Annotated in this window: 12 protein-coding genes and 2 tRNA genes; 7 read left to right on the top strand and 7 right to left on the bottom strand. The window is 56.4% G+C overall.

The features are described 5' to 3' along the window. Window positions 1-52: 52 nt before the first annotated feature. Window positions 53-1,792: an ABC transporter substrate-binding protein gene (locus ACR0EO_RS06030; protein WP_480687963.1), complete on the bottom strand. Its 1,740-nt coding sequence runs from the start codon at window positions 1,790-1,792 to the stop codon at window positions 53-55. Window positions 1,793-2,035: 243 nt separating this feature from the next. Between ACR0EO_RS06030 and ACR0EO_RS06025 the strand changes: the two genes are divergently transcribed. The 7 genes from ACR0EO_RS06025 to ACR0EO_RS05995 are packed head-to-tail and all read left to right on the top strand — an operon-like array spanning window position 2,036 to window position 9,422. Next, window positions 2,036-3,397 (top strand): V-type ATP synthase subunit B, encoded by a 1,362-nt coding sequence (locus tag ACR0EO_RS06025; protein WP_480687961.1) that lies wholly within the window; start codon window positions 2,036-2,038, stop codon window positions 3,395-3,397. Further along, window positions 3,375-3,980, top strand: coding sequence for a V-type ATP synthase subunit D (locus ACR0EO_RS06020; protein WP_480687959.1), 606 nt, complete (start codon window positions 3,375-3,377; stop codon window positions 3,978-3,980). Before ACR0EO_RS06025 ends, ACR0EO_RS06020 begins: the two co-directional genes overlap by 23 nt. After that, on the top strand, window positions 3,977-5,773 hold the full coding sequence (locus ACR0EO_RS06015; protein WP_480687957.1) for a V-type ATP synthase subunit I: 1,797 nt from the start codon (window positions 3,977-3,979) through the stop codon (window positions 5,771-5,773). The genes ACR0EO_RS06020 and ACR0EO_RS06015 overlap by 4 nt, the downstream gene beginning before the upstream one ends. After that, on the top strand, window positions 5,770-6,213 hold the full coding sequence (locus tag ACR0EO_RS06010; protein WP_170324458.1) for an ATP synthase subunit C: 444 nt from the start codon (window positions 5,770-5,772) through the stop codon (window positions 6,211-6,213). Before ACR0EO_RS06015 ends, ACR0EO_RS06010 begins: the two co-directional genes overlap by 4 nt. Then, window positions 6,213-6,890 (top strand): hypothetical protein, encoded by a 678-nt coding sequence (locus tag ACR0EO_RS06005; RefSeq protein ID WP_480687955.1) that lies wholly within the window; start codon window positions 6,213-6,215, stop codon window positions 6,888-6,890. Before ACR0EO_RS06010 ends, ACR0EO_RS06005 begins: the two co-directional genes overlap by 1 nt. 1 nt (window position 6,891) lies before the next feature. Then, window positions 6,892-7,584 carry a hypothetical protein gene (locus tag ACR0EO_RS06000; RefSeq protein WP_480687954.1) on the top strand — a complete coding sequence of 231 codons (693 nt, stop codon included), beginning with the start codon at window positions 6,892-6,894 and terminating at the stop codon, window positions 7,582-7,584. Then, window positions 7,581-9,422: a V-type ATP synthase subunit A gene (locus tag ACR0EO_RS05995; protein WP_480687952.1), complete on the top strand. Its 1,842-nt coding sequence runs from the start codon at window positions 7,581-7,583 to the stop codon at window positions 9,420-9,422. Before ACR0EO_RS06000 ends, ACR0EO_RS05995 begins: the two co-directional genes overlap by 4 nt. A 9-nt stretch (window positions 9,423-9,431) precedes the next feature. Here the strand turns inward: ACR0EO_RS05995 and ACR0EO_RS05990 are convergent. The 6 genes from ACR0EO_RS05990 to ACR0EO_RS05965 all read right to left on the bottom strand — a co-directional run bounded on the left by ACR0EO_RS05990 (window position 9,432) and on the right by ACR0EO_RS05965 (window position 14,251). Continuing rightward, a tRNA-Glu gene (locus ACR0EO_RS05990) sits at window positions 9,432-9,506 on the bottom strand. A gap of 22 nt (window positions 9,507-9,528) precedes the next feature. Continuing rightward, a tRNA-Glu gene (locus ACR0EO_RS05985) sits at window positions 9,529-9,603 on the bottom strand. Between the two features lie 98 nt (window positions 9,604-9,701). Next, the gene (gene recJ / locus ACR0EO_RS05980) at window positions 9,702-11,444 is read right to left on the bottom strand and encodes a single-stranded-DNA-specific exonuclease RecJ (RefSeq protein ID WP_480687950.1); all 1,743 of its coding nucleotides are present in this window, start codon (window positions 11,442-11,444) and stop codon (window positions 9,702-9,704) included. Between the two features lie 91 nt (window positions 11,445-11,535). Beyond that, window positions 11,536-12,519, bottom strand: a complete 984-nt coding sequence (gene glpX, locus ACR0EO_RS05975) for a class II fructose-bisphosphatase (protein ID WP_480687948.1) — start codon at window positions 12,517-12,519, stop codon at window positions 11,536-11,538. A gap of 69 nt (window positions 12,520-12,588) precedes the next feature. Beyond that, window positions 12,589-13,875, bottom strand: a complete 1,287-nt coding sequence (locus tag ACR0EO_RS05970) for a homoserine dehydrogenase (protein WP_480687946.1) — start codon at window positions 13,873-13,875, stop codon at window positions 12,589-12,591. Between the two features lie 127 nt (window positions 13,876-14,002). Next, window positions 14,003-14,251 (bottom strand): hypothetical protein, encoded by a 249-nt coding sequence (locus ACR0EO_RS05965; RefSeq protein ID WP_480687944.1) that lies wholly within the window; start codon window positions 14,249-14,251, stop codon window positions 14,003-14,005. Window positions 14,252-14,272 lie beyond the last annotated feature (21 nt).

Genomic DNA, 14,272 nt, shown 5'->3' with positions numbered 1-14,272 from the left:
CACTGGTCTTTTGGGTGGGGATGCCGCAAACGGCACCCCCGGGTTTCGTAAGTTACTGAGACTGCCAGCGCTGAACCAGTTCGTCATAGTTGACGGTCTGACCCTGCGGCTTTTCATTCTCAAGCTTGGCCTTGGGCGAACCCTCTTTCTCCAGCCAGAAGGCCGGGTCTTGTGGTTCGTTCAGGCGAGGACCACAGCCTCCGTAAACACCGGCGCTTTCATCCGCGGCCTGCATACGGGCCATGGTGATGTCCATCTCTTCAGCCAGACGGTCCATCGCCTCTTGCGGCGTGAAGGCACCCGAGTTCACGTCACCGATCTGCTGCCACCAGATCTGGGCCAGCTTCGGATAATCCGGAACGTTGATGCCGGTCGGCGACCATGCGACGCGATCAGGCGAGCGATAGAACTCGACCAGACCACCCAGCTTGGGTGCGCGTTCGGTGAACGACTCGTGGTTGACCGAGCTGTCGCGGATGAAGGTCAGACCCACATGGGACTTCTTCACGTCGACCGTCTTGGACGTCACGAACTGGGCATAGAGCCACGCTGCCTGAGCACGATCCTCGGGGGTCGACTTGAGGAACGTCCAGGAACCCACGTCCTGATAACCAACCTTCTGGCCGTCTTCCCAGTAGGGGCCGTGTGGGCTGGGCGCCATCCGCCACAGCGGCGTACCCTCATCATCCACGGTGTTGTTGCCTTCGGACTTCGGCTTCACCATGTCGGCAGTAAAGGCGGTGTACCAGAAAATCTGCTGAGCCACGTTGCCTTGGCTGAGTGCCGGTAGCGACTGGTAGAAGTCATAAGACGCCGCACCCGGAGGCGCATAATTCCGCAGCCATTCGTCCCACTTGCGGATCGCATAGACCGCAGCCGGACCGTTCGCTGCTCCACCACGCGAGACGGACGCACCAACAGGGTTACAGGTGCCCGCTTCCATGCGGATGCCCCATTCGTCAACGGGAATACCGTTCGGCTCTCCCTTGTCGCCTGCACCGGCCATCGACAGCCAGGCATCGGTCATACGCCAGCCAAGGTCAGGCGCGCGTTTGCCGTAGTCCATGTGCCCGTAGATCGCTACGCCGTCGACTTCCTTCACGTCATTGGTGAAGAACTCGGCGATGTCCTCGTAAGCTGACCAGTTGACTGGCACGCCAAGGTCATACCCGTACTTTTCTTTGAAGGCAGCTTTGTTGGCTTCATCATCGAACCAGTCTTTACGGAACCAATACAGGTTCGCGAACTGCTGGTCGGGCAGCTGATACAGCTTGCCGTCTGGGCCAGTGGTAAACTGAATGCCCATGAAGTCATCCAAATCTAGCGTTGGTGACGTTGTCGCGGCCCAATCACCGCTCATCATGTCGGTCAGCGGATAGGCCAACTGCAGACGAGAGTGCGTACCGATCAGGTCGCTGTCGTTGACGTAGCCGTCATACAGGTTCCGGCCGGTCTGCATCTGGGTTTGAACGGCCTGAACCACTTCGCCCTCACCGAGGATCTGGTGATTAACCTTGATGCCAGTGATCTCTTCGAACGCCTTGGTCAGAACCTCGGATTCATACGAGTGGGTCGGAATGCCTTCGGACAGGACGTTGATTTCCATGCCAGCATAGGGTTGTGCAGCTTCGATGAACCACTTCATCTCGCCCATCTGTTCGTCTTTCGACAGAGTCGATGGCTGGAATTCGTCGTCAATCCAACGTTGTGCTGCGGCTTCGTCGGCCCAAGCGGTACCGTGCCCCGCAATGACGGCAGCCGCCGCCACTGCGGAAAGTAGATGTCTCCGCATCTGTTTCCTCCCAAAAACTATGGTTGTCCGGCGCTAACCGGATGGCGATTAGCATCAGCGATTTTTTGCGTACGTGTCAAACTAAATTTTTAGTAAATGGATTCTTTGAGTGATCCTAAGCGGGTACTCATCATCGGTTGCCAATTTTTGAATTCGTTGTAAGCTGTGCCTACGATTGAAAAAATGCTGCCGACGATTGCAGCGCTGATTAGCGAAAATCACTTGGACGAATGAGGATAGGCAATGTCCCAGAGTCTGTTGAAATATACGCGTGTTCTAGAAATTGTGGGGGACACGATAAAGGTCAGAGTGCCCTTGGATGGCTCTGCTGACGCGGCGGTTCGGTTTAATGATTTGGCGGTCATCGAAACGGTCGATGGGCATAAAACCTTGGCTCAGGCGATCTTTATCGACCACGATGTCGTCACGCTGCAGGTGTTTTCCGGCACCAAGGGAATCTCCACCGAAGCGACGGCCACTTTCCTTGGCCACCCAATGCAGACACCTTACTCGGCCAACATCCTGGGCCGTGTTTTCGACGGTGCCGGAGTGGCTATAGACGGTGGTCCGGATCTGTCTGCCGAGCCAAGGATTGATATCGGTGGACCTACCGTGAACCCGGCTGAGCGCGCGGTTCCCAACAAGATGATCCGCACCGATGTGCCGATGATTGATGTGTTCAACACACTGGTAGAAAGTCAGAAAATTCCGATTTTTTCGGTGTCAGGCGAGCCGTTCAACGCGTTCCTAAGCCGAATCGGTATTCAGGCTGACGCCGATATTGTGGTGTTCGGTGGTCTGGGGTTGATCTTTGATGACTACCACACATTCCGGACGTCTTTCGAAGATGCAGGTGTGTTCTCGCGCACGGTGATGTTCGTCAATCAGGCTATGGATCCTTTGGTGGAGCGCCTGTTGGTGCCTGACATGGCGCTCGCTGTAGCCGAGAAATTTGCGGTGGAAGAGGGTAAGCGGGTGCTTGTCCTGCTGACAGACATGACCGCCTTTGCAGATGCTATGAAAGAAGTTGGCATTAGTCAGGAGCGCGTGCCCTCTCAACGCGGTTATATGGGTGATCTCTATTCTCAGTTGGCGCGGCGGTATGAGAAGGCGTGTGACTATGCCAAAGGCGGATCGGTGACTGTTCTGACGGTGACCACGATGCCCGGCAATGACGTGACCCATCCGGTACCGGACAACACAGGCTATATCACCGAAGGGCAGTTCTATTTGCACTCGGGTGTGATTGATCCGTTTGGTAGTCTGTCGCGCCTAAAGCAGAACGTGATAGGCAAGACCACGCGCGAGGATCACGGGCAGATCATGAATACCATGATCCGCTTCTACTCTGAAAGCCGTGATGCCGCGCAGAAACAGGCGATGGCATTTGATCTGTCGGACTACGATCACCAGCTGCTGAAATTCGGCGCATTGTTCCGCACGCGGTTCATGGACATCAACGTCTCAATCCCGCTGGAAGAGGCGCTGGATTTGGGGTGGAAAACCCTGGCCGAGTGTTTTGCGCCTGAACAATTGCTGATGAAGCAGGCTTTGGTCGACAAGTATTTCCCGAAGGATGCCAATGGCGCGGTTGCAGCTGAATAAATCGTCGCTGGCGCGCCAGCAGACGCAGCTGAAAAGCTATGAGCGGTTCTTGCCGTCGCTGGACCTGAAGCGCCAGCAGTTGATGGCTGAGCGCGCCAAAGCGCGTGAGGATGTGTCACGTCTGGAGCAAGAGGTGAATAACCTGGCCCAACAGGTTGGAGCCAAGCTACCGATGCTGGCGCAGCAAGGTGTTGATCTGGACGGCTTGGTCGAACTGAAGGACTACAAGGTCAAAGAGGTCAACGTTGTCGGCGTCAAAATGCCGGCTCTCGATCGGATTGAAGTGGCTGTGCGTCCTTACTCTTTGCTTGCCAAACCTCATTGGGTCGATGCCGCGGCGCAATTGCTGCACGACATGATCGAAGCGCGCCTGCGGGTCAAAATCGCCGAGGAAAGGGTCAAGATTTTCGATAAGGCGGTCGCCACGATTACTCAGCGCGTGAACCTGTTCGAAAAAGTTCTGATCCCGCGGGCTAAGGCCAACATCAAGAAGATCCGCATCTACTTAAGCGATGAGCAGATGCAGGCAGTCGTGCGCTCGAAGATTTCTAAACGTAAGCACGCGCAGGAGGCCGTGTCATGAGTGTTGCGCGTCTCAAGAAATTATCTTTGGTTGGACGCGCAGGGCAGAAGACCGAAACGCTTGAAGCGTTACAAGAGCTGGGATGTATGCACGTCTTGCCTTTGGCACCTCCGCCGGCTGAACCCGAAAAGATCAGTGAAAGGGGTGCAAGAGACGCCTATAAGGCTTTGCGTTTCCTGACAGATGTTCCTGAACCACGGCGGCAAATACAACGCGATCCAGAGTTCAACATGGACCAGTTCGTCAAGGATGTTCTGGATCTGATGCAGCGCACGCGCGACATGTCAGACAGAAGGGATTTTTTGGCTCATCGGATTGCACAAGTGCAGCCTTGGGGGGATTTGGATTTCCCACCTGATGATGTTCTGGCGGGCAATCGTCTGTGGTTCTACCAACTGCCGGTAAAGCATCGAGACGCGCTGTCTGAGCTAAAGCTGCCTTGGGCCATTTTACAGCAGAACCATCGGTTTATTTACGCCGTGTTGATTGCGCCAGAGGAACCGGCAGATGATGTTTTGCCAGTTCCTCGTACCCATACCGGTTCACTGCCGATTCACGAACTCGAAGCGCAACTGGAAGAGGCGGAGATCGCTATAGAAGCGCTCGAGGCTGAAAGGGTTGCGCAGACCCGGTATCTGACGCTGATGCGACGAAACCTGTCCGTGGCGGAAAGCGCTGCGGAACTGGCCCACGCAACTCAGAAGGTTCGCGACGAACAGGCAATGTTTGCCCTGCAAGGGTGGGTGCCAGAGGATCGTGTAGATGCCGTACTTGAAATGGCAGAGGCTAAAGATGCCGCCGTGTTAATCGAGGAGCCAGGCCCAGACGACTCGCCGCCCACATTACTTGAGCAACCTGAAAAGCGCAGTGCCGCCGTGGACTTGGCGCTGTTTTATCAAGTGCCTGGTTACAAAGATTGGGACCCGAGCGTCATCGTTGCCGCTTCCTTCGCGATCTTTTTCGCTATGATCGTGGCCGATGCCGGGTACGGCGTTGTTATTCTGCTGGGCCTGCTTCTTTTCTGGAAACGGATGGGTGGCACAGTCGGACACAGGTCATGGCGACGGTATTTGCTGATCATTTCTGGCGCGACGATTGTGTATGGTGTTCTGGTCGGCAGCTACTTTGGGGTTTCACCTCAGGACGGCTCAATTTGGGCCAAGCTTAAGCTGCTCGATATGAACAATTTTGGCGCCATGATGATGGTGTCGATTGTTGTCGGTGTTTTGCATTTGGTTCTGGCCAACGCATTGGCCGCTCGGGCGGCGTGGGGGCAACGGAAAGCTATCGCGAACCTAGGTTGGATCGCTGCGCTAATTGGCGGGTTTGTTCTGTGGCTCAGCTATATGAAAGGGAACTCCCCAACACCGGGGGTAGTGATCCTGTTGGTTGGAGTTTTGGCGATCCTGCTCTTCTCTAGCGAGAGGGTCATCAACAAGCCGACGGACTGGATTTGGCGCCTGATTGACGGTGTGCAAGGCCTTGCCGGGGCGATGGGCGCGTTCGGAGACGTGCTCAGCTATATGCGCCTTTTTGCACTTGGGCTGGCCTCTGCTTCACTAGCAATAACCTTCAACGATTTGGCCATGTCTGTGATCCATGCGCTGAAGGGGCCCGGTATTCTATTCGGTCTGTTGATCCTGATCATCGGCCACATCCTGAATTTTGCCCTCGCGTTGATGAGCGGTGTCGTTCACGGATTACGTCTCAATTACATCGAATTCTTTAAATGGGGTCTGCCGGACGAAGGCATCGTCTTTCGTCCGTTCGCCCGCAAGGAGGTTCAGGAATGAATGAGCTTGTTCTTACATTGGGTTGGCTGGGGATTTACGCGCCCATGGCGCTGGGTGCGGCGGCAAGTGCTATTGGTTGTTCCATCGCGGGGATGGCCAGTATCGGCGCCATGACCGAAACCGAAGGCGGCTATGGTCGGTTCGTCGGCGTATCGGCCTTTCCTTCAACGATGGTTATCTACGGAATTGTCATCATGTTCACCCTGAACAGGGATGTAACACCGGAAAATGCTGGGGGACTGTTTGGGATCGGTATCTTGTCCGGTATTGCCCTGATGTACTGCGGCATATGGCAAGGCCGGGCGTGTGCTGCAGCGATCAACGCGACCAAAGAAAAGCCTGAAATCTTCGGTCTTTCGTTAGCGCCTGCGGCGATAATCGAAGGCTTTGGCGTTTTTGCCTTTGTCTTTGCATTGGTCATTAGCGCGGGGATCAGCTGATGGCACAGGATGGCATGATTTCGCATGGTGTCGATGCCCTGATTGACAAGCTGCGGAACGATGGTGTGGCGGCCGGGCAGGCGGATGCTGAAAAGCTGCGTGCAGATGCCAAGGCCGAGGCCGCAAAGATACTGGCAGACGCGAAGCGAGAAGCGGACGAGTATCAAAAGAAGGCACGTAGCGAGTCCGACAACTATCGCGCAGCCGGCGAAGAGGCGTTGAACACAGCCATGCGTGATGCGGTTTTGACCATGAAGGCAGGGCTTACAGATCGCTTTCGTGAGGACGTTGAGCGGCTGGTTACAAAGGAAATGGCAGACCCGGACCTGTTGAAGCAGATGGTTCTTGAGGTAGTTGGTCGCGCAGCTAGTGATGCAAAGCTGGATGGTAAAGTGCAGGTCATCCTTCCTGCCAAGGTCGCAACGCAAGAGGACATCAAGCAGAACGCCGACGATATCCAATCCGGTAAGCTGACCAAGTACGTGCTGGGCCTGACTGCGGACATGTTGCGTGAGCAGGTTGAACTGCACGCCTCTGACGACGCCCAGGACGGCATCCGCATTAAGGCTGAGGATCAAGGCGTAGTATTGGATTTGACCGACAAAGCTGTGGCCTCGCTGCTTATGGAACATCTTCAACCCCGTTTCCGCGCGGTGTTGGAAGGGGTGATCCGTTAAGATGTCAGATCCCGACGCCTATATCGCGCTCGTCAGTAGCCTCCCGGGTTCGGAACGGTTGTTTGTCGCAAAACAGCCGCCTCTGTCACGGTTGCGTTTAGATCGGCGTCTTACGGCCCTTAAGGCCGAGAATGCGCGTGTTTTGAAGGTGTTGGAACACGCTCTGAACTGGGGCGATTACGATATGGATGTCACCGATGCACAGGCCATCGAACGCTGCAAAGAGGCCCTAAGGGACATCCCGCAACAGACCTTGCGCGATCTTTTCCAAGAGAGGATGGATCTGCGCACAGCTGTAGCCGCGCTACGTCTGCGCAATCGGGGGGGAAGCCCACCGACAGGGTCGTTTGGAATGGGGCGGTGGACGCGCCACATACCTGCCAACTGGGGCGACCCGACTTTCCGTCTGGAAGGCCCGATGCCATGGATCAAAGAAGCAAAGCAGCTTTTGGATGCAGAAGATCCGCTGGGATTAGAGCGATTGCTCTTGTCGGTCAGTCACAAGCAACTGAAAAAACACGCCGCTCGCCATCTCTTCGATTTCGAAGCCGTGGCGATTTACGTGTTGATCTGGAACATTTTCGACCGCTGGGCGCAAAGCAATGCGCAGGACGCGGCCAAGAGATTTGAACATTTGGCGCAGCAGGCCATGGCCAGTGTAGCCGACATAGAATTTGATGGAGCAAGCGCATGACAGCCCCAACACCCGCCAAGCAGACCGCAACCGCCCGCGTCGTCTCTGTGCAAGAGGGGTTGGTGCAGATTCAGGCGAACCACGATGCTTCGGGAGTGCCCGGGCAATTGGTCAAAAACGAAGTGGTTTTCATCCTGCCAACACGCCCCGGTCCCAGTGGTCGCCAGGAACGCCTGAAAGCTGAGGTGCTGCGTGTGCGTGGCGATACAGCAGACGTGCAGGTTTATGAAAGCACCGACGGTGTGGCCGTTGGTGACCCTGTCGAACAATCCGGGCAGTTACTGTCGGTTGAGCTCGGCCCTGGCTTGCTGGGGCAGGTTTTTGACGGGCTGCAATCGCCGCTGCCAAAAGTGGCCGCAGAATATGGTACTTTCTTACCGCGAGGGGCGGACGTGGCGCCCCTTGATACGCAGGCTAAGTGGTCGTTCACGCCGTCGGTAAAGGTCGGTGATACGGTTACAGCCGGGGATAGCATTGGAACCGTGCCCGAGGGTCATTTCAATCACAAGATCATGTTGCCGTTCAATTGGGTGGGTGATTACAAGGTTGTCTGGGTCCAGAAAGGCGCAGCCACGATTCACGACATTGTCGCGCGCCTTGAGGATGAGCAGGGGGGCGAACACACTCTGACCCTGTCTCAGAAGTGGCCTGTCCGGCGTCCGTTGCCAGAAAGCATTCTGAAACGCGCCCTGTCTGAACGGCTCTATCCAACCGAGCCAGTTCTGACATCTCAGCGCTTGATTGATACCTTCTTTCCCATCGCGCGCGGTGGCACGGCGTGTATTCCGGGGCCATTCGGGGCCGGAAAGACGGTGCTGCAGAACCTGATCGCCAGAAACGCGAAGGTGGATATCGTTATCGTTGTGGCGTGTGGTGAACGTGCTGGCGAAGTTGTGGAGACAATTCACGAATTTCCCAAGATGACCGACCCGACTACGGGTGGCAGTTTGATGGATCGGACAATCATCATTTGCAACACTTCCTCGATGCCTGTTGCGGCCCGCGAGGCGTCGATCTTTACCGGCATCACGTTGGGGGAATATTACCGCCAGATGGGGTATGACGTCCTGCTAATCGCTGACAGTACTAGCCGTTGGGCACAGGCAATGCGCGAGACGTCCGGTAAGCTAGAAGAGATCCCGGGTGAGGAAGGTTTCCCTGCTTATTTGGAAAGCTCTATCAAGGGATTGTACGAACGAGCGGGTGCCGTCAAAACCAACGATGGTGATTTGGGCAGTCTGACCCTGATCGGAACTGTGTCTCCTGCGGGTGGCAACTTTGACGAGCCGGTCACGCAGTCGACTTTGTCCACGGTAAAGTGCTTTCTCGGATTGTCGTCTGAGCGAGCGTACAAGCGGTTCTATCCAGCAGTCGATCCTATGCTCAGCTGGTCGCGCTACACGGATCAGTTATCGAATTGGTATGACAAAAACGCCGAGCCGGGCTGGACTGGTAAAGTGCGTGATCTGCTTGATCTGATCGAAAAAGGCGAGCAGGTCGATCAAATGATGCAGGTTACCGGTGAAGAGGGCGTCACGATTGACGACTTCGTAACACAGCAAAAGGCGCTTTTCGTCGATATGGTTTACCTGCAGCAGGACGCATTCGACAAAGTTGATGCAACTGTTCCTCTGGAACGTCAGAAGATGACGTTCAAGCTGGTTTATGATGTAACGCAGTCCTCAGCCAACTTTGCAGATAAATCCGAGGTGCGTCAGGTGTTTACGCAACTCACGGGTCTAATAAAGAACTTTCACTATGCAGCAGAAAACACACCAGAATTCAAATCGATTTGGGGCCAGGTGCAGGATCTGTGTCGCGAAAAGTTCGGATTGTAACGCGGAAAATGGCAGCCCGTAGGGGAATCGAACCCCTCTTTCCAGGTTGAAAACCTGGCGTCCTAACCGATAGACGAACGGGCCATTTAATCCAAACAAGCACAAGTGGCAGCCCGTAGGGGAATCGAACCCCTCTTTCCAGGTTGAAAACCTGGCGTCCTAACCGATAGACGAACGGGCCACGCTGGCTTGTGGAGGGCCTTTTACGGTTTCACTGAGACCCCCGCAAGCCGAAAAATGCAAGGATGTGAAAGTTTTTTGCCAGGCCAGAAATTGGGTTCAATTTGCCTCGGCAGCGTCTTCGAGCCTGAGCTGTACACTCTGCCGTCCTCCCCACGTGTTTACCTCAAGCCGACCGGCGAAATGAAACCGTGCACCGCCGTGATTTGACAGCTTTTCGCCCATCGGGCCGTCGAAGGCCCCAAATGCGATGGCGTCCAATCCGCCACCTACGCCGTCAGACAGGGATAACTTGAGATGGGATTCGCCGACTCGCTTGGCGAACCGAACTTGAAGATCAGGCAACGCATAACGAGGGGCAGGGGCGCTGGCCCCGAATGGCCCGGCCTTTTCGATCTGTTCCATCAGGTCTATTGTTGCAGCACCTGGCATCAGGGTGCCGTCCAATTTCAAATCAGCGGGTCCGCCTTCGCCCGCGCCTTGTTTGGCAAGCAATTCACCGAGCCGTTCCATTGCGGGTTCCAGTTTATCCCGCATTACGGTGAGACCGGCCGCCATTTTGTGGCCACCTCCTTTGACCAGCAACCCTTCAGCAGCCAATCGCTGAATCGACGCACCCAGATCAACGCCGGAGACGGATCGTCCTGACCCTTTACCTTCGTCCCCGTCAAACCCGATTACGATGGCCGGACGGTTCGCGTTTTCTTTCAGGCGCGAGGCCACGATGCCAACAACACCGGGATGCCAACCTTCACCCGCGGCCCAGACCAGAGGGGCGTCCAAACCGCGCTCTTCGGCTTGCTCTAATGCTGCCGCGCGCACTGCGTTTTCGATGTCACGACGCTCAGTGTTTAACGCATCAAGGCGCTGTGACAGGGCTTCAGCCTCATGCATCGAATCCGTGCTGAGTAAGCGTGCGCCCAGATCAGCTTGCCCAATCCGCCCGCCTGCGTTCACACGCGGTCCCAAAAGAAAACCCAAGTGGTAGCTGCTAGGTGCTGAATCCATGCGTGATACGTCTGACAATGCCACAAGGCCCGGGCGCTGCCGTTGGGCCATGACCTTTAAACCTTGGCGTACCAGTGCTCGGTTCGCGCCGATCAGGGGGGCAACATCGGCCACAGTGGCCAACGCGACTAAATCCAAAAGGCTGATCAGTTCGGGGCCTTTGACGCCAGCTTCACGTAGTTGCCGTCCGGCCTCAACTAGCATCAGGAACACAACTCCAGCGGCGCAGAGGTAGCCCAGATCGCCACTTTCGTCCTGCCGGTTCGGGTTAACGACAGCGACGCACTCAGGTAGGGTTTCACCACCAAGGTGGTGGTCCAAAACAATCACATCTGCGCCTTCAGCGGCGGCAATGGGCTCGTGGCTGAGTGTCCCGCAATCTACACAAATGATCAGGTCGTGAGCTGCCGCCAATTCCTGCATTGCGGGCACATTCGGGCCATAACCCTCATCGATCCTGTCCGGGACATAAAGCGTGGCCTGAAGCCCCATTTGCCGCAGCCAAACAAGCAATAACGCCGCCGAACTGCCCCCGTCAACGTCATAGTCTGCGAACACTGCGATCCGTTGTTTGTTCCGCACGGCAGCCAGAAACCGAGTTGCGGCAGCTTCCATGTCTTTCATCGACCGAGGGTCGGGCAGCAGTTCCTTTAACTTGGGCTCCAGGAACCCTTGTGCCTCCATTGCGGGGACGCCTCGCCGTGCGAGCACCTGACAAACGGCGCGCGGCAAACCTGCCTGTTGCACCAACATTTCGGTCGCGCGCTCAACCTCGGCTGTGGGGCCGACCCACCGTCGCCCGGACAATGACTGTTCAACCTTCAGAAAGCTCATGACCTGTCCCCGATATGCTAAGGCCGGACCCTCTCGGACCCGGCCTCTTTGTCAGTATGGATACCCTTGCGCGCATTACAGGCGCAAGTGGTTAAGCTTTGTCGTGTGACCACATCGGAGTGCGATAAGACATCCGGCGAACCGATCCGGTTTTCGACCGCATCAGCAGGGTAGTGGTCTCAACCCAACCCGGTTCACGCTTGATGCGCGGCAGAAGCGAACCTCCGGTTACACCTGTTGCGGCAAAGATTACGTCGGCGGTGACCATTTCATCCCGCGAGTAGATGCGGTCCAGATCGGTGATGCCGGCTTTGGCGGCACGACCACGCTCGTCGTCGTTGCGGAACAGCAGGCGACCAAAAATCTGTCCGCCCATGCATTTCAATGCAGCGGCAGCCAGAACACCCTCGGGTGCGCCGCCCTGGCCCATATACATGTCGATGCCGGTTTCTTCGCTTTCGGCGCAGTGCATGACGCCAGCCACGTCACCATCGGTGATCAGGCGGATCGACGCACCGGTTTCACGCACCTCTGCAATCATTGCTTCGTGACGCGGGCGTTCCAGAATGCAGACCGTGATGTCAGCGGGTTTGCAGCCCTTTGCGGCGGCCAGCGCTTCAACGCGCTCGCGGGGGGTCATGTCCAGATTGACGACACCCTCGGGGAAACCAGGCCCAATGGCCAGTTTGTCCATATAGACGTCGGGTGCGTGCAGCATAGAACCGCGCGGCCCCATAGCAATCACGGTCAACGCGTTGGGCATGTCCTTGGCGGTCAGCGTGGTGCCTTCCAGCGGGTCCAGCGCGATGTCCACACCTGGGCCTTCGCCAGTGCCGACTTCTTCGCCGATGTAAAGCATTGGGGCTTCGTCGCGTTCGCCTTCACCGATGACCACGACACCTGCGATGTCCAGCAGGTTCAGCTGTTCACGCATTGCGTTAACGGCCGCTTGGTCTGCAGCTTTCTCATCGCCGCGACCAACCAAAGAAGCCGATGCCAGTGCAGCCTGTTCTGCAACCCGCGCGAGGCCGAGAGACAGCAGTCGGTCGTTAAAATCAATTTTGGCAGCACTCATTTTCGGTATCCTCAGGTCAGTAAAGGCGTTCTATTCGGCATAGCCTGCGATTCATGCGGGCCGCAAGGGTCAAACCTCTTCGATGCGCAATGCAACGGGCTCTCCGGCGACAACGTCAGTCTCTCGCAGCCCTTCCAAAGCAACATCCAGCGTGGCGCGTGTTGTTTTATGCGTTACGATCAAGACCGGTGCGGTGCTTTCGGAATGGCCGTACTGACGCATACGGTCGATGGAAACGCCTGCGTCGCCCAGAATGGCGGCCACTTTGGCTAGCGCACCGGGTTTGTCGTACAGCGCTAAGCGCAGATAGTAAGGAGCAGGCAAACCAGTTACGGCAGGGGTTGCGTCTTGCAGGCTGGTCGCCGGGCGACCAAATGTTGGGATGTGCAAGCCACGTGCCAGATCGCAAACGTCGCCCATTACAGCACTGGCCGTTGGGCCTTCGCCGGCGCCGGGCCCGCGCAGAACGACCTGTTCAACCGCGTCGCCTTCGATCACTACCATGTTGGTGCCGCCTTCCAGCTGGCCCAATGGAGAGCCACTGGGGACTAGGCAAGGCTGCATCCGCTGCTCAAGACCGCGCGCCGTCCTTTGTGCCACGCCAAGCAGCTTGATGCGGTAACCCATATCCGCTGCCTGATGAATGTCGTCCAGGCTAATGTGCTGAATACCTTCGATCTGAATTCCGTCGAAGTTCGGTTTGGTGCCGAAAGCAATCGAAGACAACAGAGCCAGCTTATGTGCGGCATCAATACCACCAACATCGAGGTTTGGGTCTGCTTCCAGATACCCCAACTGCGCACATTCTTCGAACAGCGCGTTATAGCCCAACTCCTGAGACTGCATCCGGGTCAGGATGTAGTTACAGGTGCCGTTCATAACGCCCATGACCCGGGTGATTTCGTTGCCGGCCAGCCCTTCGGTCAGAGATTTTATGACTGGGATTCCGCCTGCTACGGCAGCTTCAAAACGGATAACCTGACCAGCCGCTTCTGCTTTCTCGGCCAGTTCCTGACCGTGAATGGCAAGCAGAGCTTTGTTGGCCGTGACCACGTCCTTACCGCTTGCAAGCGCGGCCTCGACCGAAGCCTTGGCCGGGCCGTTTTCGCCGCCCATTAGCTCGACAAATACGTCGATATCATCGCGTTTCGCCAATGCTACGGGATCGGTTTCCCAAGCATAGTCAGACAGGTTCACACCGCGGTCTTTGTTCGCATCGCGGGCTGACACAGCAGTGATTTCTACGCGCCTGCCAGTGCGATCCTGCAACAGATCTGCATGGCGGCGTACGATCTTTACGACACCCACGCCAACAGTTCCCAAGCCCGCAATTCCCAGCCGCAGCGCCTGTGTCATCCCGTGGGTTCCTTTCCGCTCGAATTTCCGTAGTTTCAGGCATGTGCCTGTTTAGCGCTGCCTTAACGGGTTCAGCGCGTGGGTGCAATGCGTCGCGGCGCTTGACAGGCCGTCGATTTGCAAGTCGTCAGTTGATTTCAGCTTGCTGGAGTTTCTCTGCTTTCTTTTGCAGCTCTTCGCGGCGTGCAAGAAGATCTTCTTCAACCTCTGCAGCTTCGTTCACTGGATCGGCTGGCGGGCCAAGTGCTTCTTGCAAAGGAATAAGCTTTGGATAGCGCGCGGATTTCACGTCGGGCTGTTCACGTCCCTCCAATTCCGGGAAATCAGCGCATGCCGTGCAGGCAAGAAGCAGGATCAGCAAAGGCAGGGGCTTCATGCAGAACCCTTTCATGGTCAA

The organism is Ruegeria sp. BE9 (genome assembly GCF_056538765.1).
Note: the sequence above shows the minus strand (reverse complement) of the source record. Positions and strands in the feature narration are given on the sequence as shown.